A 20,810-nucleotide genomic window follows, 5' to 3' on the forward strand; every position below is an offset into this window, starting at 1 on the left:
CAACCCGCCGGGACGGTGTACGCAGCCGCCGCCCAGGACGGCGGATCGGGGGTCCGGGCGGCGCTGTGCGGCCTTGCGCGCCGGGCCGGGCGGGGCCGCATACGATGGCGGGTGATGAGCACATATACGCGCCGCCGGTTGTCCGATGCCCCGTTCCTGGCCGCCGCCACCGGCGCCGCACCGGCTCGGCGGCCGGTGTGGTTCATGCGCCAGGCGGGCCGGTCACTGCCGGAATACCGCGAGGTCCGGGCAGGTATCGGGATGCTCGAGTCGTGTTTCGATCCGGAACTCGTCTGTGAGATCACCATGCAACCGATCCGCCGCCACGGCGTCGACGCGGCGATCCTGTTCTCCGATATCGTCGTTCCGCTCAAGGCTGCCGGAATCGATCTCGATATCGTGGCCGGCGTCGGTCCGGTGGTGACCACACCGATACGGACGGCCGCCGATGTCCAGGCGCTGCCCCGACTGCGGCCCGAGGAAGTGGGCGCGGTCACCGACGGGGTGCGGTTGCTGGTCGAGGAGCTCGGGCAGACTCCGCTCATCGGTTTCGCGGGTGCGCCGTTCACGCTGGCGTCCTATCTGGTGGAGGGCGGCCCCAGCAAGAACCACGAGCGCACCAAGGCCATGATGTACGGCGATCCGACGGCCTGGCACGCGCTGCTCGGGGTGCTCACCGATATCACCATCGTGTTCCTGCGGGCCCAGCTCGAAGCCGGGGTCGACGCGGTGCAGCTGTTCGACTCGTGGGCCGGGGCGCTCTCGCTGGCCGACTATCGCCGCTATGTGCTGCCGCATTCGGAGCGGGTGTTCGCCGAACTCGCCGAGGCCGGGGTGCCCCGGATCCATTTCGGGGTGGGCACCGGGGAACTGCTCGGCGCCATGGGGGAGGCCGGAGCCGATGTGGTCGGTGTCGATTGGCGCCTGCCGCTGACCGAGGCGGTGCGGCGGGTCGGCCCCGGAAAAGCGTTGCAGGGCAATCTCGACCCCGCGGTGCTCTTCGCGGGCTGGCCGGTCGTGGAGGCCGAGGCACGCCGGATCGCCGACGAAGCGGATTCGGCGCTCGCCATGGGCGCCGCGGGCCATATCTTCAATCTGGGTCACGGGGTGCTGCCCGAGACCGACCCGGGGGTGCTCACGGCGCTGGTGGAGCTGGTCCACGAGCTGTGAGGCCGCGGCGGCCGTCGTGACAGCGGCGGCCGCGGTGGGTGTTTCGGCCGCGGAGGGCGCGATCGCGCGATGTATGGGAGCCGGATACGGTCGGGGGATGAGAATCGCGGTGGTCGGTGGGGGGATCAGCGGGCTCGTCGCGGCCTACCGGTTGCGCGGGCTGCTCGGGGAATCGGCCGCGATCACGGTGGCCGACCTCCGGGACCGGTTCGGCGGGGTGTTGCGGACCGGCGAGATCGCTGGTGAACCGGTCGATCTGGGCGCGGAGGCGTTCGTCGGCCGGCGGCCCGAGGTGCCCGAGCTGCTGGCCGAACTGGGTATTGCCGACCAGCTGGTTCATCCGTCCGGCCTGCGCCCGCTGATCTGGTCGCAGGGGCGGGCCCATCTGCTACCGGAGCGCACGCTGATGGGTATCCCGGCCGCCGCCGCGGCCGTCGAAGGACTGGTCGATGCCGCGACGGTGGCGCGCATCGCCGCCGAACCCGAGCGTCCGTTCACCTGGCGGCCCGGTGCCGATATCGATGTCCACTCGCTGGTGGCCGACCGGTTCGGGGAGCAGACCGTGGCGCGCAGTGTCGACCCGCTGCTCGGCGGCGTGTACGCCGGTTCCGCCCGCTCCATCGGGCTCCGCGCGGCGCTGCCCACGCTGGCCGCGGCGCTGGACCGGGGCGCCGGCTGCCTCACCGAGGCGGTGGCGGCCGCACTGCCCGCGCCGTCCGGCGCGCCGGTGTTCGGGGCGCTGCGCGACGGTTACGGGGCGCTGCTGGACGCGCTGGCCGGTCGGACGGTGGCCACCACGATCCGGGATACCGCCGTCACCGGTCTCCGGCGGATAGCGGGTGGCTGGGCGGTGGAACCGCTCGGGGAGTTCGAGGCGGTCGTCCTCGCGACTCCGGCGCCGGTGACGGCCCGGTTGCTGGCCGATATCGCGCCCGTGGCGGCGCGCGCGGCCGCCGGGATCGAGCTGTCCTCCTCCGCCCTGGTCGCACTGGAACTGCCGAAGGACACCGCGCTGCCGCCGAATTCGGGTGTGCTGGTGGCGACGGGTGAGCCGTTGCGGGCCAAGGCGTTCACCCTGTCCAGCCGGAAATGGTCCCATCTGGCCGTGCGGGAGACAGCCCTGGTGCGGGTCTCGTTCGGCCGGTTCGGTGACGACGCGGTGCTGGGTCTCCCCGATGCCGAACTCATCGACGCCGCCACCGCCGACCTCGCCACCGTCACGGGGGTGCCGATCACCCCGCGGTCCGCGATCGTGCAGCGCTGGCCCGGTGGCCTCGCCCAGTACGCCCCCGGGCACACCGAGCGGATCGCCGAGATCGAGTCCGCGCTGGCCGGTTTCGGTGATCTCGCGGTGACCGGCGCCTATCTGCACGGTGTCGGGGTGCCCGCCTGTGTGGCGGCGGCGACGCGGGCCGCGACACATATCGCCGGCGGTGTGGCACCGGCCTGAACGCCGCTCCTCCGGGTGTGGCGGCCGCTCGGTCCGGGCCTGGCGATCGACCGGCCCCGGCCCCGCGGCGATCCGGCGAGTGGCACGATGGGGCTATGGCGCGACTCGATTACCAGTCTCTCAACTCCACCATCCGCTATCTCATGTTCTCCGTGTACCAGGTGCGGCCCGGAGTGCTGGGGGACGATCGCGCGACAGCGCTGAAGGAGGCCCGCGAGTTCTTCGACGGGCTCGCCGATCGCGGTGTCGTGGTGCGTGGCGTCTACGACGTGGCCGGTATGCGCGCCGACGCGGATTTCATGGTGTGGACCCATGCCGAGCGGGTCGAGGACCTGCAGGCCGCCTACGCCGATTTCCGGCGCGCCACCGAACTCGGCCGGGCCAGCACCCCGGTGTGGAGCAATGTGGCGCTGCACCGGCCCGCGGAGTTCAACAAGAGTCATATTCCCGCGTTCCTCGCCGGCGAGGAAGCCGGGAACTACATCTGCGTCTACCCGTTCGTCCGGTCCTACGAGTGGTATCTGCTGCCCGATGACGAACGCCGAAAGATGCTCGCCGATCACGGTAAGGAAGCACGCGGCTATCCCGATGTGCGAGCCAACACCGTCGCCTCGTTCGCGCTCGGCGACTACGAGTGGATCCTCGCGTTCGAGGCGCCGGAGCTGCACCGGATCGTCGATCTGATGCGTGACCTGCGGGCCACCGAGGCCCGGATGCACGTCCGGGAGGAGACCCCCTTCTACACCGGGCCGCGGGTCGAACTCGATCAGCTCGTCGCCGCACTGCCCTGACCCGAAGTCGCCCAACCGCCCGGCGGTGGCCCCGGAAAAGGGGCCACCGCCGGGCGGTTGTCATATGACGGTCCGGTGGGAAGCGGGACGGGTCAGTCCGCTGCACCGGTCGCGGGCTGCAGGCGCAGGGAGATCGAGTTGATGCAGTACCGCTTGTCGGTCGGTGTCGGATACCCCTCGCCCTCGAAGACGTGCCCGAGGTGGCTGTGGCAGTTCGCGCACAGCACTTCGACGCGGCGCATTCCCAGCGAACTGTCCTCGCGCAGCAGTACCGCGTCCGAGGCGGCCGGATCGAAGAAGGACGGCCATCCGCAATGCGACTCGAACTTCTCCGTACTCCGGAAGAGTTCGGCGCCGCAGGCCCGGCAGCTGTACACCCCCTCGGCGGTGGTGTCGGTGTATTCGCCGGTGAACGGTCGCTCGGTGCCGGCTTCGCGGAGCACCGCGTACTCCGCGGGGTCCAGCCGGGCCCGCCACTCCTGCGGGCTGAGCTGGATCTTCGGGGCGGGCAGGGAGGTATCGGTCGCGTCCGTTTCGGAACTCATGCCTCCACGCTAATACGTGTGCCGCCGCGCGTCCCGTATCAGCCGCGGACGGCCTGCGTCTCGACGACGCGCGCACCGGCCGGTTCGGGCTCCACCGCGCGGCCGGCGGCCGGGGACCGGACCGGCCGGGCCGATGCGGCGAGATCGTCCACCCCGGCATCCCGGGAGTCGGGCGCCTCGGCCATCCATACCGGGTCCAGCCGCGGCAACCGGCCCGCACGCCGGGCGGCCAGATACCGGTCGCCGAGCACACAGAACACGACGACCAGCAGCAGGCCCCAGCCGAAGGTGATCCGCAGATATTCCAGGTTGCGGCCGATATCGGGCCAGCGGTCCGACAGCCATTTGTCGTAGGACAGGAAACCGAACACCGCCAGCCAGGCCGGCCAGTTGCGCAGCACGGAATTGCGCAGCACGACCGACATGAGGAACGGGAACAGCATCATCGAGTAGTACATCTGGCCCAGCGAGGCCAGCAGCCACGAGGCGGTGAGCAGCACACCCGACGCGGTGGTGACGAAGAACAGCTCGTCTTCGCGGTAGTACCGGTACAGGATCCACAGTGAAACCAGCACCAGGACGGCCATCGTGAGCCGGATGGTCCAGGTCAGCCACGGGGGCAGGCCGTAGTACTCCGCGTTGCCGGGAATGGCGCTGTTGAAGTAGTCGCGCGTTTCGAACAGGTACGGCGCGGTCCGGGTGAAGAAGCGCTCCGGATCGCGCGACAGCGGCCAGGCGACGGCGGTCAGCGCGATCGGCACGGCCACCGCCGTGGCGACGAGTGCCCACTGTTTGCGGACCACGGCGATCAGCAGCAGCGGTGCCAGAGTTGGTTTGACGGCCATACTGAGGCCCAGCACCACACCTGCCAGGACATCTCTTCGCCGCAACAGCAGGATCAGGAACAGCATCTCCGCCAGCAGCAGGCATCCGTTGACATTGGTGAACACCAGCGTGTTGATCACCGTCTCGGACAGGAACATCGCCAGCAGCAGGACCGGGGCGGCGATGGAGCGCAGCGTGTAGTTGAACAGCCGCAGCAGCAGATACCAGGCGATCAGGATGGCGACAGCGTTGAGCAGGATGAACAGCCAGCGCGATTTCTCGTAGTCGATCACCGCGATGGGCGCGATCAACAGGGTGCCGCTGGGCGGGTACAGGTAGTGCGGGTCGACCGAATCGAAATTCGCCGTGTACACCTCGCGACCGTTGAGGAAATCCAGTGAGGCCTGGTAGACGGGCTTGTAGTCATCGGTCACGAAACCGTTGACAGCCTTGATGAACACCCGGTTCAGCACGGTCATGACCGCCAGCGGCCAGAGCGCGAACCGGATCACGTCGGCGGTTGTTCGAGCAGTGCGGGGCTCGAGCTGTCGAAGGAACACCACGGCACGGTACACCGGGCGGTGCCGTGGTGTTGCCGGGGCCCACCCTCGACGCGCCGGTCAGGCGCCCCTCGGACCCGGCTCGGGGCACCTTCGCGCGGGACCGTCAGGCGGGGCAGGCGGTGCCGTCGCCGGGCAGCCGTCCGTCCGTCAGATACGCCACGAGCGCGGTCTGCGCGCAGCCGGAATGCGCGCTCACCGGATGACCCCAGCCCTGCCAGGTCATGGTCGAGGTCCGGGCGCCCGCCGCCCCGAGGGCGCCGGTCACCGAGGCCTGCGCGACACCGGTCACCGGATCGGCCACACCGGTGAGTACCAGCACCGGCAGCTCGAGTTTCTCCAGCGCTGCCGGTGCCTCGGTCACCGGCCACGCCGAGCAGGCCAGCATCGACAGCGCGGTCGCCCGGCCGAACGCCGGATACTTCTGCGCCCAGATACCGGCGAGGTCGGTGACCTGGGGCGCGGGCGGGGTCTGCGGCATATCGGTGCAGCCGTTGACGAACTGTCCGTCGGTCGCGGTGGCGGCCTCCTGCTGATCGATCAGCGTTTTCAGCGCGCCCAGGTCGCCACGACCGGCCGCGGACAGGGCGTCGGCGAGTGCGCCGATCCGGCCGGTCTGGTCCGCGCGGGGGCTGCCGAGGAACCCGGTGACAGCCGTGCGCACCCCGTTTGCCGAGATGTCGCCGAGCTGCCCGTCGGCCGCTTTCTGCATCAGGGTGGTCACCGCCGCGCGCGGATCGGGTCCGAGCGAGCACGAGATACCGACGCACTGCTGGGCGAACGCCGACAGCGCCGCCTCGGCGCCCTGGACCGCTGTCTCGGTCCGGGTGACGGTATCCACACCCACCGGGGTGGGGGAGTCGAGGACGAGCCGGGCCAGCCGGTCACCGTATTTGCGGGCGTATTCCAGGCCCACCAGCGCGCCGCTGCCGATACCCAGCACGGCGAGGTGGTCGACATTCCACTCGCGGCGCAACTGCTCGATATCGTCGGCGGCGTGCGCGGCATCGAAGGTGCCGTCGTAGGGCTGCAGGAAGTCCCGGCAGGAGATGGTGCCGTTGCGGGACAGGTCGGACATACCGGTCACCGCGTCACCGCCCGGGGTGAACTGCGCGTTGTCCTGCAGGCCGCTGCGGATATCGGCGGGTAGACAGTCGATCGCCTGGGAGCTGCCGATACCCCGGCGATCCACCGCGACCACGGGGTGGGCGGTGAGCAGGGCGCTCGCCGGACCGGTGGCCAGCCCCGCGAGGGTGGCGCCGGAGGAGCGGTCCACACCGGAGGTCAGTACCACGGGTGCGGCGTCGGGCGGGGTCTGCGGCAGCCGGGCGCGCACCGCGCCGGTGCGGAAGTTGCCCAGCACCGAGCCCGCGCTGTCGATCGGAGTGGAGAAATCGGCACATTCCAGGACCAGGCCGGCGGGTCCCTGGCCCATCCCGGCCTGGTCGAATGTTTCCCGGGTGCACTCGCGCCACGGGAGGTCCTTCTTCGGGACCTCGGCGGCCGGCGGTGGGGGGACCTGGGCGGAGGTGGTGGATTCGCCTGGCACAGGCGGACGTTCGACGGCGACGTGCGGGCGGTCCGATGGACCGGCCCCGCATCCGGCGATCATGATCAAAAGTGCCGAGGCCGGCACCACTGCCCGAGTCCAGCGCATGCGCTACACCCTGCCAGGTCCGGATCGGATCCGCCCGAGCGGGACGCCCGGGCTCCGCCACGCACGCTCGCCGCCCGGGTTTCAGGCGCGCACCCAGCGGGTGAGCATCGTGCCGTCCGGGTCCAGCAGCACATGCGCCGGTGTCATCCGCATCCCGAATTCCTCGTGCGACACCGAGATCCGGCGCGCCGCCCCGCCGACCAGCAGCGGCGCGGTGGTCAGGCAGAGTTCGTCGACCGCGCCCGCGGCGGCCAGGGAGCCGAACAGCTGCGGTCCGCCCTCGCACAGCATCCGCCGCAACCCGCGCGCCGCGAGCACCTCCGGAACCGCCCGTGGCGCGATGACCTCGTCGCCGATCTCGATCACCTCGGCTCCGGCGTCGGCGAGGGCGCGTACCCGCTGCGCGGGCGCCGCCGCGGTGGTGAGGATCAGGGTGGGGGTCCGGGCGGTGGTGATCACCCGATGGTCCGGGGCCAGCGCGGCGGAGGCGGTCACGATCGCGATCGGCGGCGGGTCGCCCTCGGCATGCCCGCCGATGCCCCGGGCGAACAGCTCGCGGCGCAGGCCCGGGTCGGTCTGCGCGCCCCCGTAGTTCTCCGCGCGTACGGTGCCCGCGCCGACCAGGACGACGTCGCACAGTTCGCGCAGCAGATGGAACACCCGTTTGTCCGCCGGTGTGCCGAGAGCACCCGATATACCGCCGGGTCCGGTGACGGCGCCGTCGATACTGGAGACGAAATTGACTCGCAGCCAACTGTCGTCCGGGCCGCCCGGATAGGCGTACAGATCGGCGAGTGCGTTGCTGTCGAGGTCTGTGAGCTGGATCGCATCGGGGATACGCTGCATACCAACAGCTCATACCACGTCACTAGGCTACGTCCATGCCGATGCGCCTCGTCGACCGCCGTCCGGAGGTCCCCGCCGACCAGCTGGTCGCCCAGATGGTACCGCCGCCCATGTTCGACGAGGTCGGTTTCGATACCTACATCCCCGACCCGAACGAGCCCAGCCAGGCCGCGGCGGTCGCCTCGGCCCGAGTCTTCGCGGAGAAGGTCACCGCCATCCACAAGGCCGGGCAGAAGAAATCCTTCTTCGGGAAGAAGAAGCCGACCCAGGGCGCGGGCCTGTACCTGGACGGCGGTTTCGGTGTCGGCAAGACCCACCTGCTGGCCTCGATCTTCCACAGCGCGCCCGCGCCGAAATCGTTCGGCACCTTCGGTGAACTCACCAACCTGGTCGGCGCGCTGGGATTCGGTAACGCGGTCGAGCGGCTGTCGGCGAACAGTGTGCTGTGCATCGACGAATTCGAACTGGACGATCCGGGCGACACCATGCTGGTCTCCCGGCTGCTCACCGAGCTCTCGGCCAGCGGCGTCTCGGTCGCGGCCACCTCCAACACGCTGCCCGGGCAGCTCGGCGAGGGCCGGTTCGCGGCGCAGGACTTCCTGCGTGAGATCAAGAAACTCGGCTCGATCTTCGACACGGTGCGGGTGGACGGCCCCGACTACCGGCACCGCGATCTGCCGCCGGCCCCGGAGCCCAGCAGTGACGCGCAGCTGAACGAACGGGCGGCGGCCACCCCCGCCGCGACGCTGGACGATTTCGACGCCCTGCTGCGCCATCTGAGCACCCTGCACCCGTCGAAATTCGGGGCGTTGATCGACGGGGTGTCCGCGGTCTTCGTCTCCGGCGTGCATCCGGTCGACGATCAGGCGGTGGCCCTGCGCTTGGTGGTGCTGGCCGACCGGCTCTACGACGCGGGCACCCCGGTGACCGTCTCGGGCGCGAAACTCGACGAGATCTTCTCCCAGGAAATGCTCGACGGCGGCTACCGCAAGAAGTATCTGCGGGCGATCTCCCGGCTGCTGGCGCTGTCCCGCTTCGAGGTCCCGGCCTGAGCACGGCCCGGCGGTAGCCGGATCGTTTCCGGCCGCCGTCCGCCGACCCGCGCGGCGTGCGCAGACGCGCCGTTTTCGGGTTGACCCCGGACCCCGGGGTTGGTTTGCTGAGTCCGGCACGCCGCGCGGGGGTGCCGGCGAGCACGATGGGAGTTCCGTTCATGGTTCATCGTTCGGCGCGCGTACCGGCCGCCGTTCTCACCGGTGCCCTGATCGCGTTCGGCCCGGCCGCGGCGGCGAATGTCACCGCGGCGCCGGCAGCCGCCGAGGTGCTCACCGTCGACCGGTCGCTGCACCTGTCGGGCGCCCCCAATGCCCGCGATCTCGGCGGTTACCGCACCGTGGATGGACGCGCCGTACGCACCGGTATCGCGTTCCGCACCGATCAGCTCAACACTCTCACCCCCGCGGACCTGGCGGAACTGACCCGGCTCCGGGTCCGTGCGGTCGACGATCTGCGCACGGTCTACGAGCGCGCGATCGGCCCGGACCGGATCCCCGCCGGGGCGCGCGCCAACTGGTACGACATGATCGGCGCCGCCCCACTGCCGGAGCTCGTGTCGACCCTCGCCGGTGGCAGCGACCTGTACCGGGCGTTCATCACCGCCCCGGGCGCGAACCAGGCGGTGGCCGGGGTACTGCGCGATATCGCGGCGTCCGGGCAGGGGCCCGAGGCGGGCGCGGTGCTGTTCCACTGCACCGCCGGAAAGGACCGGACCGGCTGGACCGCCGCGGTACTGCTGACGGTGCTCGGTGTGGATCGGGCCACGGTCACCGAGGACTATCTGCTGTCCAACCACTACCGCGGCGCCGCGGCCGGTGATCCGGTGGGCGGGGTCCAGCGGGAGTGGCTCGACGCCGCCTTCGATCAGGTCGCGGTGAGCTATGGCGGTTTCGACCGCTATGTGAGCGAGGGTCTGGGGCTGAGCGCAGCGGAGATCGACACTCTGAAACAGCGCATGCTGGACTGAGGCCGCGAGCGCGGCCGGCGGTCAGAACTCGAGTCGCAGCACGAAGTCGTGGTGCACCTGGCGCCCGACGGTGAAAGTCCGGGTACCCACCTGCTCGAAGCCGTATTTGGCGTAGAAGCGTTGCGCCCGCGGGTTCTCCTGGTTCACGCCGAGCCAGACACCGGCGTAATCGGCGCCGCGGGCCTGCTCCAGTGCCGCGTGCATGAGCGCGCTCGACACTCCGGTGCCGTGATGGCCCGGCAGCACGTACATCTTGCTGATCTCGAGCACCGGATCCAGCGCTACCGCCGTCGCCACCGTAGGGTCGGACGGCGGCCCGCTGTGCAGGATGGCGTACCCGACGATCTCGCCGTCCGCGACCGCTTTGAGGACCGTGCGCGCCGGATCGGACAGATATTCGCCGAACCGCTCCCCGGAGAGCACCTCCGCCAGGAATACCTCGATATCTTCCATATCCGAACCCGGCGGGCAGGCCAGCGGGAAGGTCGCGGCGGCGACATCGCTGAGCGCCTCGGCGTCCCACAGTCCGGCCCGGTCCACGGTGACAGTGGTCATATCCCAATGAGACCACAGCGGTACGGGCCGGTGGTGTGTCCGCTGGTCCGGCAGGTGCGGGCCCGCCCCACGGACAACTGGTCCGGGGTTCCGGCGGGAGTCTTGCGACCTGCGGCGATAGGCGTGATAGAGCCTCCGGCTTTGCTGCCGGACACATCCGACGTAATCTCTCGCCCATGAGGAGCGGGAACCGCATCGCGATCGTCGGTGCGGGTATCGCGGGTCTGGTCTGCGCGAAGGTCCTGAGTGAGGATGGGTTCGCGGTCGAGGTTTTCGACCGAGCCCCCGATATCGGCGGCGTGTGGAGCGAGACTCGCCGTTACCCGGGCTTACGCGCGCAGAGCAGCAAGTACACCTACCACTTCTCCGACCATCCGATGCCCGCCGACTACCCGCGGGTGCTCGACGGAGCCCGGATGCAGGAGTATTTGGCGAGCTACGTGCGCGCCTTCGGGCTGACCGATCGCCTCCGGCTGCGCACCGAAGTGGTCGCGGCCGATCCGGTCGACGGCGGCTGGCTGCTCGAGATACGCGATCTCGACGGTGTGCACCGCACCTCCTGTGATCACCTCGTCATCGCCAACGGCGTCTTCAGCGAGCCGGAGATCCCCGATTTCGCGGGGATGACCGAATTCGGTCGTGCCGGAGGCCAATTGGGCCACAGCACCCAATTCCTGGATGTGGACGCGGTCCGCGACCGTTCGGTGGTCGTGGTCGGCTACGGTGCCGCGGCCTGTGATCTGGCCACCGAGATCAGCCGGGTGGCCGCCGAGACCACGGTGGTGGCGCGCCGGCTGCTGTGGAAGATGCCGCGTCGGCTGGCCCCCGGGCTGGATGCCGAACGGGTGCTGCTCACCCGCACCGGTGCCGCCCATTTCCGGCATCCCGAGCCCGGCCGGTTCGAGCGTCTGCTGCGTGGCCCGGGCCGTTCCTTCCGGGAGAGCAACCTCGATCTCATCGAAGCACTGGTGGCCCAGCGGTCCCGGGCCGCGGAGCTGGGGCTGGTGCCGCCGGTGCGATTCGACCAGGCCCACGAAGCCGCGTTCGGCCTCGTCGCGGATGATTTCGCCGATCAGGTCGCGGCCGGCCGTATCACCGTGTGCGGCGAAACCGAGATCGCCGCGCTCGGCGGCGGCCAGGCCGGTCCGTATGCCGAACTGTCCGACGGTCGGCTGGTCCGTGCGGATATCGTCGTCTGCGCCACCGGTTTCCAGCAGCGGGTCCCGTTCCTGACCCCCTACGTACAGCGCCAGCTCACCGACGATCACGGTAATTTCCGGTTGTACCGGCAGATCCTGCCGCTGCAGGTACCACATCTGACCTTCGCCGGTTACAACTCGTCGCTGCTGAGCGCGGTGGGCGCGGAGGTCGGCGCGCACTGGACGTCGGCGCTGCTCACCCGAAGCCTGTCCCTGCCGCCCGCGGAGACGATGAGCGAGCGGATCGAGGCCCGCCTGCGCTGGATGCACGAGTACACCGGCGGTCACCACGCGCACGGCGCCTCGGTGACGCCCTACGCCCTGCGCGATATCGATGAACTGCTCGCCGATCTCGGGGTGAAGCTGCCCTTCGCGGCACGTACCGCGCAATGGGTGCGCCCGGCCCGGCCCGGTGACTACAAGGTGGTGTCGCGCCGGAAACGGGGGCCTGTGGCCCGGCCTCTCGCGGCCCCCCACGGTGCACCTTCGGCGGAGCCATCGCCACCGCAGCCGCCCGCGTCGCCCCCGCCGCCGGCGTCGCCGCCGACCGGTGCGACCGAACCGATCCATACCGGCGTCGCCCGCCCCGAATCGTCCGGCGGGCGACCCGTGGTCTCGGAATCTCCGACCGTGAAATTGCCGGAGTCGGCTCTTCCGGGCGCCGATGAGCGGACCAAGATCATCGCGATGCCCGCCGCACACCCGGCCGGCCCGCAACCGCAGCCCGCGCCCGGGCAACCTCGGCAACTGCAGCCTGCGTCCGGGCAGCCTGCGCAACCGCAGCCTGCGTCCGGGCAGCCTGCGCAACCGCAACCCGCACCCGGGCAGCCCCCGCAACCGGTGCACCAGTCCCAGCCCGCGTCCGCGGCGGTGAACACCCGATGGCCGGTGAACGCCGCGCAGCCGCCGAACACACCAGATCCGAAGAACGCCGCGCCGTCCCCCAACGGGCAACCCCCGGAGACGCCCCCCGCGGCACAGCAATCGACGGTGGACGTCGCCCGGGAGGCGGCCAGGCGGGCCGCGGCCGAGAAGCGCGCGGCCGGTATCGCCGCACGATCCAACAGCCCCACGGTCCGGCTCGATATGCGTGCGGCCCAGGCCGCGGCAGCCGCCGCGGCGGCCGAGGCCTCCGCGCCGCCCTCGCCCGGGCCGCGGACACCCGGCGATACTCCGGCGGGCGCGGCAGCCGCGCACGCCGCCGAAACCGGCACCCGGGAGGCGACGGAAACGGGTACGGCCACCAAAGGATCGGACCGCGCCGAACCGGCACAGACCGACCCGGCACCGGCGACCGGGACCGTGGATACGGAGTCGGCTGCCGACCGGTCACCGGCTACGGGTGCCGCTGGCACCGCGCCCGCCGACGTTGCGGACTCATCGGCTTCCGAGACCACCGAACCGGTGTCCGCCGACACCACCGACCGGGCATCGGCAACCGGTGCGGGAGATACGGCGCTCGCCGAGACCGCGGATCCGGCATCGGTTTCCGGGACCACCGAGCCGGCGCCCGCCACCGAGCGGGCACCGGCCACCGGGACGGCGCCCGCCGCCGGACCGGAGACGCCGGAAAGGGCAACAGCCGACTCGGCATCGGCTTCACCCGAACCCGAGACCCAGGCCACCGGCGCGTCCTCGCGAACCTGATCCGGCCGTGCCGGATCTGGATCTGAACCTGCTGGTGGCCCTGCACGCTTTGCTCGAGACCAACAGCGTCACGCAGGCCGCCGAACGGCTCAACACCTCGCCACCGGCGATGAGCCGCACCCTGGCGCGGCTGCGCCGGGTCTACGACGACCCGCTGCTGGTCCGGGCCGGGCGTCAGCTCGTCCCGACTCCACGCGCGCTCGAGTTGCGGTTCGAGGTCGGCGCGCTGGTCGAACAGGGTCGGGCGCTGCTGGCGAAACCCGATACCGTCGACCCGACCGCCCTGGTCCGCGGGTTCGCGTTGTACGTGGACGACGCGGTGCTGCCCGAACTCGCCGGTCGGCTGCTCACCGAGGTCAGCGCCCGGGCACCGGGAGTGACCTTGCGGTTCGTGCCCGGCGAGGCGGCCGGTTCGGTGAGCGCGCTGCGCGACGGCCGGATCGACGCGCAGGTCGGGGTGATCGCGCAGGCGGATCCGCAGACCCGGGTGGAACGGGTACGCGGAGACCGGTTGATCGGGGTCGCCGCACCCGGGCATCCGCTGGTCACCGAGCGGGTGACCGTGGCCGCCTACGCCGCCGCGGCCCATATCAGCATCTCGGCGCGCGGGATCGCCCGCGGCCCCATCGACGACCGTCTCGCTCTGCACGGCCGCACCCGCCGCGTCGTGGCGACTGTCCCCGATCTGACAACGGCGTTGCTCGCCGTGCGTTCCGGTGTCGCGGTGTGCCCGGCCCCCGCGGTCGTGGCGGCCACCGCGCTGCCGGCGCTGGGTCTGTGTGCGTTCGAGATCCCGCTGCCGCTGCCGGAGGTGACGATTTCGCTGGCCTGGCATCCGCGCAACACCCCCGACCCCGCGCACGCGTGGCTGCGCACCCTGGTGCGTTCGGCGCTGACAGCCGCCGATCCGGTGACCGGGACACCGCCGGGAGTGAGGGTTGCATGGGTCCCATCTGGGTAACTGCTGGGCAGAAACCTGGCGGTGACCGGCCTCTGTGGAGCACCCTGGAATACGTCGGTGTGGTGTCGGGCCGACATGGTGGGACGGGTTAGATGGGTGGTCGCATGCAGACGAAGCGGCGGAGTGATATTCGGTGCGGGCGCCGGACGATGTTGTCCGACCTGGGTATATCCGACGGTCCGGTGGGTACGGACACCGCGGAGCAGACCACCTCCGGGTACGGTTGCGGCTGTGCGCGCTGCGTGGAGGCGCAGTGGGACGCGCAGCGACTCAAGTACTGGCTGGCGAGCCGGCTGCTCGCGTTCGGCGCGGACGAAGCGGTGGTGGACCGGCGCTGCGGCCCGGTCACCGTCGATGTCTGGTGGCGGCGCGGCACCGAGCAAGGCGCGATCGAGGTGCGCACCGGCCCACTGACCCAGGAACTCGCGCAACAACATACGGACCGGCTACGTGCGCTGGGTTGCGCGAAGGTGCTGTGGTTGTGCGCGCCCGGTTTCTGGGTGTCCCAGTTGCCCGCCCTCGGTATCGCCGATCTCGCGCCCGCCTCGTGTGAGTACCGCGCCGTGAGCGGCATGCTGGAAACCGGTCCCAGCGGTGTGGTGGTGCCGAGCGGGCGGCCCTACGAATTGCGAGAGTTCCTGCGGGAGTGGGTGGCAGGCGAGGTCGCGTGGGGTTATCGCGATCATATGAAGAAAGGATGGGCGGCCGTGACCGACTGGGAGAAGCACACCAGGACCCAGGCACTGCTGCTCGAACAGCAACGCCAGGAACTGATGTCGCAGCGCACCGCGCTGGCCATGGCCCGGCAGGCGGTGCGCGAGAAGAAACGGCAGCTCGCCAGAACCGTCGCCCGGATGGAGCGGACGGCGCAGCGCGCCCGGGAGCAGGCCGAAGCGGTGGCGGCGGTGGATCGCCGGATCGCCGATGAGCGGCGGGTACACCGCGCGCTGGAGGACACCATCCGGCGTCTGCACAAAACCATCGACAACTGGCAGCTGATCACGGTTTTCGTCATGTTGTTGCTCGCGACCTTCATCGCGGCGACCATGCTGGTCAAACCCTGACGGCGGCCGCCCGGCCCGATCTCGTATCCGCCGGGCGGATCTCAGCGCGTGGGGGCCGCCGAGTCCGCCGCGGGCGGTCTCCTGTCCAGCGCGGCGCACGCCGCGTCGAGTGCGGCCACGCGCAGTTCTTCTACCGGCGTATCGGCGAGCAGGACCAGACAGTCGCCCAGGCCACCCAGCGCGACGATGGCGCGGGCCCGATCGCCGAGCCCGGCGTCGGGACCGACCAACAGGGTGGTGAGCCGGCGACGCCAGTCGACGACGCGATCGAGGAATCCGAGCTCGGCCAGCGGCGCGAGATCGCGGAGCAGCAGCGCGGTGATCGCGCGATGCCGGTAGGAGACATCGAAATAGCGTCCGAGTAGTTCCCGTGCGTCCACCAGGCCATCGCCCGCGCGGGCTTCGTCCGCGGTGATCGCGGCCTCGGCATCGTCGAACAATGGTTGTATCAGGCTGCGCAGTAGATCCTCGCGTGAGGAGAAGTGGTAGTACAGCGCGGGTTTGGTGAGTCCGAGTTTTTCGGCGATCTGGCGCAGGCTCGTCTCCTGGATGCCGCGGGCGGTGAAGAGTTCGAGCGCAGCGGCGTGGATGCGCTCACGGGTTTCGCTGGATCGGGGTCTCGGCACTTCCTCACCCTAGCGCGTTGACCGCCCGGTAAGTAAACTAACTTACCGACCGATAAGTAAACGAACTAGGGGATCGCTATGGACGTCCTGATTTCCGGCGCGAGCGTGGCCGGGCCCGTTCTCGCCTACTGGCTCGATCGGTTCGGATTCACACCGGTGGTCGTGGAGCGCACCCCCTTTCCGCGGCTGGGCCTGGGTGGGCACGCGGTAGATCTCTTCGCCCCGGCGACGGCAGTGATGGACCATATGAACCTGCTCGGGCCGCTGCGGGAGGCGAGCACCGAATCGACTGCGCTCCGGCTCGAACGGCCGGGCAAACGGCCCATCGCTGTGGATCTGCGCGATATCTCGGACGCTTTCGCCGACGGGCGGCACCTCGAGGTCATGCGCGGGGAGCTGGCGGCGATCCTGCACGCGGCGACCGGTAGCCGGGTCGACTACCGCTTCGGTGATTCGATCGCCGACCTCACCGACCACGGTGACGGCGTGGCGGTGACGTTCGACAGTGGTGCTTCGGCCCGGTTCGACCTCGTCATCGGTGCCGACGGTGTGCATTCCAGAGTCCGGGAACTGGTCTTCGGCCCGGAGGAGCGCTGGCGCCGGTATCTGGGCGCATACTTCGCGGTGGGCACCCTCCCGAACTATCGGGAGCTCGCCGGGTTGACGCTGCTGTACAACGCCGTGGACCGGATCGCCGCGATGTACCCGGTCCGGCAGACCGGCCTGGCACGTGCGGTGTTCCTGTTCCGGCGCGGTGAAGACGCGACGCACGACCCTCGCGATATCGATGCCCAGCGCCGGCTGCTGCGCACCGAGTACCGCGACGAGGGCTGGGATATCCCGCTGCTGCTCGACGAGATGGACCGCGCCGAGGACTTCTATCTCGATTCCGTCAGCCGGATCCAGCTGGACACCTGGTCGCGGGGCCGGGTGGCGCTGGTGGGCGACGCCGGGTACGCACCCGGACCGGCGGTCGGGGGCGGTACCTCGCTCGCCGTTGTCGGTGCCTACCTCCTCGCCCGTGCCCTGGCCGAAGCCGGCGGCGACCATACGGTGGCCTTTCCCGCCTACCGCGCGCAGGTCGACGCGTACGCCCGGCGCTGTCGCGAGGTCGCGCCCGCGGTGCTGCGCCGGGGCATTCCCCGCTCCCGGGCCCAGCTGCTCGTCAGCGAAACGGCGATGCGCCTGCTCCCGCATATCCCGCGCCGGCTCCGTGCCCGCCTGATGTCCGGCAGCGCGAGCAGTACGCTCTCGTCGTTCACCGTGCCCGACCCCATCGGGCCGCACCGCTAGCCACGGTCCGGCGGTTTCCGCGCCGGCCCACGCCGCTGCACCGAACGGGCCCCGCCGGGGCGAGGGCCGAATATTGCGTCCGTTACCCGGCGGTCAACCGGAACGGGCCCCGATCCCACCGCCACTCGTTGCGGACCACCAGCGCGATCAGGTCTACCGTGTCGAATCCGGTATCCGCCCGGACCTGCCGGAGCGCGGGCAGCCGGACCGGGCCCTCGGTGAGCAGTTCGGTGAGCCGGTCCTCGAGGCCCGCGGGCACCCGGTGGGCCGCCAGTTCCGGTTCACCGAGGTGGCTGCCCGTCCAGAGCAGCCAGCCCCAGCCGTTCTCGTGCGCCCGGGCGCGGGCCGCCGCGGACTTCATCCGGTTCACATGGAAACCGATATGCCCCAAGGGTTGTTCGTCGATCAGTACCAGGCGCCCATCGGCGAGTTCGGCTACGACGGTCGGGAAGTGCAACTGTTCCGTGCCGTCGATCCGGTACCCGACGGCATCGGGATATTCCTGGAAATTACGGATCCGGTCGTCGGCGTCGAGCAGGCGGAGGAGCCGGGCCTCGAGCCCGGAGTCGAACCCGATATCACGTCCCGGTTTGTGCAGGTAGAACCGGCCGCGGCCGTCATCGTCCATATCGAACGTCCGTGCCGGGCCGGTGGGCAGCGGTGCGGGCGAGCCGTTTCCGGTGGGCCAGTCGATCCGGTCGAGCCAGGGCGCGGGCGGTCCGGCGGGTTCCTCGTCCATGCGCAAGCGGGACAGCAGGTGGTTGGTCTTCTTTCGCCAGCCCACGATGCGCTGGGTGACGAAACCCGCGATCCGTTTCGCGTCGGCCGCGGTATGCCCCGCCAGCCGCAGCTTCAGGTATGACAGGTCGTTCACCGCGATATCGGTATCGGTGGCGTAGGTTTCGGCCAGCAGCGCGCGAGTGAGTGCGGAATCCCGGGCGCCCACGGGGTAGCGCCGGGCGTACTCGGGAACCGGCAGTCGTCCGGAGCGCGCGGTGTGCCGGAGCAGCTCGCCGACCGCCTTGGTGTGCAATTGGCGGGCCCGGTCCCGCGCGAGATCCAGTCGTGCGCCGATACGGGTGAGCGTTTCGGGGCGGTCCCCGGTGATACCGAGCCGCAGTCGCAGGATCGTCGCGGCCCGTTCCCGGTCGACCGCGTAATCGTCCACCAGCTCGGCCAGGGCGTGGCCGCACTCCTCGAGTTCGAAGGACAGATGCTCACGGAGATCGTCCGGAAACGATTCCCCGGTGTCCGTGGCGGCCGGCCCCTCCGGCATCACATCGCGGGCTGGTTCCGTCTGCACACACACCCCCTGTCGGGACCCGGCGGGCCGGTCGGCTCGAGTTCGTGCGGGTCAGCTTAACCGCGCCCGCCGACAACCCCGGTGGACGCGTACCGACTGTCGGGGTCGTCCTGTGCTCTAATGAAGTTTGCCGAGTATTCGCCCTGCGTCACGACCCACCGCCGCGATCCCCGGTTCCACCGGATTCGGCGCGCCGACCCCACGATGTGGAGGATTTCGTGCTGCACACCGATATCCCGACTCGCGGCGAGATCGAAGCGCTCGCCGCCCTCACCGACGACTGGTGCGTATCGATCTACACCCCCACCGAATCGGACGCGGCCGATCCGGACCGCAACCGGATCGCGTTCTGGGACCAGGTCCGGCAGGCGCTCGACCAGGTCACCGATGCGGCGGCGCGGACCGCCCTGGAGGAGGAATTCGACGTCCACATCGACGATGCCGAGTTCTGGCGCTACCAGTCGCGCACCCTGGTCACCCTCGCCACACCGACGCGGATCCGTACCTTCCGGGTGCCCAACGAGTTGAACGCCTCCGTCACGGTGGGCGATCGTTTCTATCTCAAACGCCTGCTCCGCGCCGTCACCTTCCCGCAGTCGGCGTTCGTCCTGGCCCTGGCCGAAGGCAGCGTCCGGCTGGTGGAGATCACCGCCGACAAGCCGGCGTACACGGTGCGGATACCCGGCCTGCCGGCCAACGCGGCCGCGCACGCCGGCAAATCGAGCCTGGGCGATCGGGCCCCGAAGCGCCGTGTCCAGGGGGAAGAGGGCCGCAAGATGCGGGCCCGCCAGTATGCCCGCGCCATCGACACCGAACTCCGCGATTTCCTGTCCGGCCGCCACGTGCCACTCATCCTCGCGGCCACCGAACCGATCGACTCCCTGTTCCGGTCGGTGAACAGCTACGACGGCCTGCTCGCCGAGAGCATCTCCGGCAACCCCGAGCACACCTCCGACCAGGAGCTCGCCGAACGTTCCCGGGCGGTGCTGGACCGCCACTACGCCGCGCAACTGTCCGAGCTGATCGACCTGCTGGACCGCCGGCGCAGCGAGGGCCGGGCCGCCACCGATATCTCCGATCTCGCCCGAGCGGCCACCGCGGGCGCCGTGGACACCCTGCTCGTCGATATCGATGCGTCGGTGCCCGGCGCCGTATCCGCCGACGGCGCGGTCACATTCGCCGAACCGGAGCCGGTCGACGCGCCCGGCATCCTGGACGAGATAAGCCGCCGCGTCCTACTCACCGGCGGCCGGGTCCTGGCTGTACGCGCCGAGGACCTGCCCCGCGAGACGGAGATCGCGGGCATACTCCGTTACGCGGCGTAGCCGCCCGGAAAAGCAGTAGAGGCACTTTCCGATCCGCTCGGAAAGTGCCTCTCAACCGATATGTACTGGTGCGCGATACTGGGATTGAACCAGTGACCTCTTCCGTGTCAGGGAAGCGCTCTCCCGCTGAGCTAATCGCGCGAGGTGGAGACGGGAATCGAACCCGTGTGCACGGCTTTGCAGGCCGTTGCCTCACCACTCGGCCACTCCACCGCGCAAAGGGGGAAGGCATTCTATGCGCCTGGCCCTACCTCTCGAGCGGATGACGGGATTCGAACCCGCGACCCTCACCTTGGCAAGGTGATGCGCTACCAGCTGCGCTACATCCGCATTCTGCATCCCCGGTGGTCGTTTCCGTCCTCCGTGGTGCGAGACAGAACATTAGCCGACGTTCGGCGAAACCTACAAATCGCCTGGTAGGGCCGGTAAATCACAAGCTTGTCATTTTCCGCCGGTACCGGTGCGGGTCGCGCCGTCCGTTTGTAACGGCTGCGCCCGACTCTTGCGGCGGCGGGTGGGCGTGGCGGCCCGGGCCGACCCCGGTGAAATAACTACAGCCCACCCTGGTGAAATAGCTACAACCGGGTGATTTGGTGGCGGACGGGTGGTGCGTGTTAAGGTTCGTACTCGTTCGGAGGGCCTCGAAATCCCCCCGTGCGGTTCATCCCGGTCTCATAGCTCAGCGGGAGAGCGTCCGCCTCACACGCGGAAGGTCGCTGGTTCGATCCCAGCTGGGACCACTCGAATACGCCCTGATCTATGCAGGTCAGGGCGTATTTCTATGTCGTCTGACTGTCCGGGAGGTAAGGCCGTGATTGACCGCTTTGTACCCCCGTTTTCCGGCCTCTATCGCACGTAGATCGCACGGAGTTTGCCCCCGGTGACTTCCCTTCCCCTGCTTCCTCATACTGGCCATCCTGAGCTGAGGGAGGTCGTGTCAAGGGCGCTCTTTCCCTTGACTCGGCCGAGT

Annotated in this window: 17 protein-coding genes and 4 tRNA genes; 11 read left to right on the forward strand and 10 right to left on the reverse strand. The window is 70.0% G+C overall.

The genetic code is table 11. The annotated features are described in order from the left end of the window. Positions 1 to 114: 114 nt before the first annotated feature. The 3 genes from hemE (at position 115) to hemQ (ending at position 3,411) form a co-directional block, all read left to right on the forward strand. The gene (hemE, locus tag ACLML9_RS12390) at positions 115 to 1,170 is read left to right on the forward strand and encodes a uroporphyrinogen decarboxylase (RefSeq protein WP_411945653.1); all 1,056 of its coding nucleotides are present in this window, start codon (positions 115 to 117) and stop codon (positions 1,168 to 1,170) included. 97 nt (positions 1,171 to 1,267) lie between these two features. Beyond that, positions 1,268 to 2,620 carry a protoporphyrinogen oxidase gene (locus tag ACLML9_RS12395; RefSeq protein WP_411945654.1) on the forward strand — a complete coding sequence of 451 codons (1,353 nt, stop codon included), beginning with the start codon at positions 1,268 to 1,270 and terminating at the stop codon, positions 2,618 to 2,620. Positions 2,621 to 2,715: 95 nt separating this feature from the next. Then, a complete protein-coding gene (gene hemQ / locus ACLML9_RS12400; protein ID WP_411945655.1) occupies positions 2,716 to 3,411 on the forward strand; it encodes a hydrogen peroxide-dependent heme synthase in 696 nt (231 codons plus the stop codon). A 92-nt stretch (positions 3,412 to 3,503) separates the two neighbouring features. Here the strand turns inward: hemQ and msrB are convergent, their stop codons facing one another. From msrB to ACLML9_RS12420, 4 genes are all read right to left on the reverse strand, one after another. Continuing rightward, on the reverse strand, positions 3,504 to 3,956 hold the full coding sequence (gene msrB / locus ACLML9_RS12405) for a peptide-methionine (R)-S-oxide reductase MsrB (protein WP_411945656.1): 453 nt from the start codon (positions 3,954 to 3,956) through the stop codon (positions 3,504 to 3,506). A 38-nt stretch (positions 3,957 to 3,994) separates the two neighbouring features. Continuing rightward, on the reverse strand, positions 3,995 to 5,341 hold the full coding sequence (locus ACLML9_RS12410; protein ID WP_411945657.1) for a glycosyltransferase family 87 protein: 1,347 nt from the start codon (positions 5,339 to 5,341) through the stop codon (positions 3,995 to 3,997). Between the two features lie 106 nt (positions 5,342 to 5,447). Further along, entirely contained in the window at positions 5,448 to 6,998 is a 1,551-nt protein-coding gene (locus ACLML9_RS12415) for an alpha/beta hydrolase (RefSeq protein ID WP_411945658.1), read from the reverse strand. Between the two features lie 81 nt (positions 6,999 to 7,079). Further along, positions 7,080 to 7,844 (reverse strand): pyrimidine reductase family protein, encoded by a 765-nt coding sequence (locus ACLML9_RS12420; protein ID WP_411945659.1) that lies wholly within the window; start codon positions 7,842 to 7,844, stop codon positions 7,080 to 7,082. 35 nt (positions 7,845 to 7,879) lie between these two features. Between ACLML9_RS12420 and zapE the strand changes: the two genes are divergently transcribed. Both zapE and ACLML9_RS12430 read left to right on the forward strand, forming a co-directional pair. Further along, positions 7,880 to 8,896, forward strand: a complete 1,017-nt coding sequence (gene zapE / locus ACLML9_RS12425; protein ID WP_411945660.1) for a cell division protein ZapE — start codon at positions 7,880 to 7,882, stop codon at positions 8,894 to 8,896. Positions 8,897 to 9,057: 161 nt separating this feature from the next. Further along, complete coding sequence (locus ACLML9_RS12430; protein WP_411945661.1) at positions 9,058 to 9,867, forward strand: tyrosine-protein phosphatase; 810 nt, start codon at positions 9,058 to 9,060, stop codon at positions 9,865 to 9,867. Positions 9,868 to 9,888: 21 nt separating this feature from the next. Here ACLML9_RS12430 and ACLML9_RS12435 read toward each other — a convergent pair whose 3' ends face one another. Beyond that, positions 9,889 to 10,422 carry a GNAT family N-acetyltransferase gene (locus ACLML9_RS12435; RefSeq protein WP_411945662.1) on the reverse strand — a complete coding sequence of 178 codons (534 nt, stop codon included), beginning with the start codon at positions 10,420 to 10,422 and terminating at the stop codon, positions 9,889 to 9,891. A gap of 176 nt (positions 10,423 to 10,598) precedes the next feature. On the opposite strand from ACLML9_RS12435, the gene ACLML9_RS12440 reads away from it, so the two are divergent. From ACLML9_RS12440 to ACLML9_RS12450, 3 genes are all read left to right on the forward strand, one after another. Continuing rightward, positions 10,599 to 13,268 (forward strand): FAD-dependent oxidoreductase, encoded by a 2,670-nt coding sequence (locus tag ACLML9_RS12440; protein ID WP_411945663.1) that lies wholly within the window; start codon positions 10,599 to 10,601, stop codon positions 13,266 to 13,268. 7 nt (positions 13,269 to 13,275) lie between these two features. Further along, a complete protein-coding gene (locus ACLML9_RS12445) occupies positions 13,276 to 14,229 on the forward strand; it encodes a LysR substrate-binding domain-containing protein (RefSeq protein WP_411945664.1) in 954 nt (317 codons plus the stop codon). 182 nt (positions 14,230 to 14,411) lie between these two features. Further along, positions 14,412 to 15,293, forward strand: a complete 882-nt coding sequence (locus ACLML9_RS12450) for a hypothetical protein (RefSeq protein WP_411945665.1) — start codon at positions 14,412 to 14,414, stop codon at positions 15,291 to 15,293. Between the two features lie 41 nt (positions 15,294 to 15,334). Here the strand turns inward: ACLML9_RS12450 and ACLML9_RS12455 are convergent, their stop codons facing one another. Then, a complete protein-coding gene (locus ACLML9_RS12455; RefSeq protein WP_411945666.1) occupies positions 15,335 to 15,919 on the reverse strand; it encodes a TetR/AcrR family transcriptional regulator in 585 nt (194 codons plus the stop codon). A 78-nt stretch (positions 15,920 to 15,997) separates the two neighbouring features. On the opposite strand from ACLML9_RS12455, the gene ACLML9_RS12460 reads away from it, so the two are divergent. Further along, complete coding sequence (locus ACLML9_RS12460; protein ID WP_411945667.1) at positions 15,998 to 17,212, forward strand: FAD-dependent monooxygenase; 1,215 nt, start codon at positions 15,998 to 16,000, stop codon at positions 17,210 to 17,212. An 82-nt stretch (positions 17,213 to 17,294) separates the two neighbouring features. On the opposite strand, the gene ACLML9_RS12465 is transcribed toward ACLML9_RS12460, so the two are convergent. Continuing rightward, positions 17,295 to 18,515 carry a hypothetical protein gene (locus ACLML9_RS12465; protein ID WP_411945668.1) on the reverse strand — a complete coding sequence of 407 codons (1,221 nt, stop codon included), beginning with the start codon at positions 18,513 to 18,515 and terminating at the stop codon, positions 17,295 to 17,297. A gap of 218 nt (positions 18,516 to 18,733) precedes the next feature. Here ACLML9_RS12465 and ACLML9_RS12470 point away from each other — a divergent pair, with 218 nt between their 5' ends. Beyond that, the gene (locus ACLML9_RS12470) at positions 18,734 to 19,840 is read left to right on the forward strand and encodes a hypothetical protein (protein WP_411945669.1); all 1,107 of its coding nucleotides are present in this window, start codon (positions 18,734 to 18,736) and stop codon (positions 19,838 to 19,840) included. Positions 19,841 to 19,906: 66 nt separating this feature from the next. Here ACLML9_RS12470 and ACLML9_RS12475 read toward each other — a convergent pair. The 3 genes from ACLML9_RS12475 to ACLML9_RS12485 all read right to left on the reverse strand — a co-directional run bounded on the left by ACLML9_RS12475 (position 19,907) and on the right by ACLML9_RS12485 (position 20,170). Then, positions 19,907 to 19,981, reverse strand: a tRNA-Val gene (locus ACLML9_RS12475). A 1-nt stretch (position 19,982) separates the two neighbouring features. Continuing rightward, positions 19,983 to 20,053: transfer RNA gene (locus tag ACLML9_RS12480), tRNA-Cys, on the reverse strand. 44 nt (positions 20,054 to 20,097) lie between these two features. Next, positions 20,098 to 20,170 (reverse strand) — tRNA-Gly (locus ACLML9_RS12485). 338 nt (positions 20,171 to 20,508) lie between these two features. On the opposite strand from ACLML9_RS12485, the gene ACLML9_RS12490 reads away from it, so the two are divergent. Continuing rightward, a tRNA-Val gene (locus ACLML9_RS12490) sits at positions 20,509 to 20,580 on the forward strand. Positions 20,581 to 20,810 lie beyond the last annotated feature (230 nt).

Origin of the sequence: Nocardia sp. NPDC002869 (assembly GCF_046764065.1) — a bacterium.
GTDB lineage: Bacteria > Actinomycetota > Actinomycetes > Mycobacteriales > Mycobacteriaceae > Nocardia > Nocardia rhamnosiphila.

What these genes read in the sequence shown, in the direction of transcription:
- hemE (WP_411945653.1), top strand. Translation starts at nt 115, where the DNA reads ATGAGCACATATACGCGCCGCCGGTTGTCCGATGCCCCGTTCCTGGCC.
- hemQ (WP_411945655.1), top strand. Translation starts at nt 2,716, where the DNA reads ATGGCGCGACTCGATTACCAGTCTCTCAACTCCACCATCCGCTATCTC.
- ACLML9_RS12430 (WP_411945661.1), top strand. Translation starts at nt 9,058, where the DNA reads ATGGTTCATCGTTCGGCGCGCGTACCGGCCGCCGTTCTCACCGGTGCC.
- ACLML9_RS12420 (WP_411945659.1), bottom strand. Translation starts at nt 7,844, where the DNA reads ATGCAGCGTATCCCCGATGCGATCCAGCTCACAGACCTCGACAGCAAC.
- zapE (WP_411945660.1), top strand. Translation starts at nt 7,880, where the DNA reads ATGCCGATGCGCCTCGTCGACCGCCGTCCGGAGGTCCCCGCCGACCAG.
- ACLML9_RS12460 (WP_411945667.1), top strand. Translation starts at nt 15,998, where the DNA reads ATGGACGTCCTGATTTCCGGCGCGAGCGTGGCCGGGCCCGTTCTCGCC.
- msrB (WP_411945656.1), bottom strand. Translation starts at nt 3,956, where the DNA reads ATGAGTTCCGAAACGGACGCGACCGATACCTCCCTGCCCGCCCCGAAG.
- ACLML9_RS12415 (WP_411945658.1), bottom strand. Translation starts at nt 6,998, where the DNA reads ATGCGCTGGACTCGGGCAGTGGTGCCGGCCTCGGCACTTTTGATCATG.
- ACLML9_RS12395 (WP_411945654.1), top strand. Translation starts at nt 1,268, where the DNA reads ATGAGAATCGCGGTGGTCGGTGGGGGGATCAGCGGGCTCGTCGCGGCC.
- ACLML9_RS12440 (WP_411945663.1), top strand. Translation starts at nt 10,599, where the DNA reads ATGAGGAGCGGGAACCGCATCGCGATCGTCGGTGCGGGTATCGCGGGT.
- ACLML9_RS12435 (WP_411945662.1), bottom strand. Translation starts at nt 10,422, where the DNA reads ATGACCACTGTCACCGTGGACCGGGCCGGACTGTGGGACGCCGAGGCG.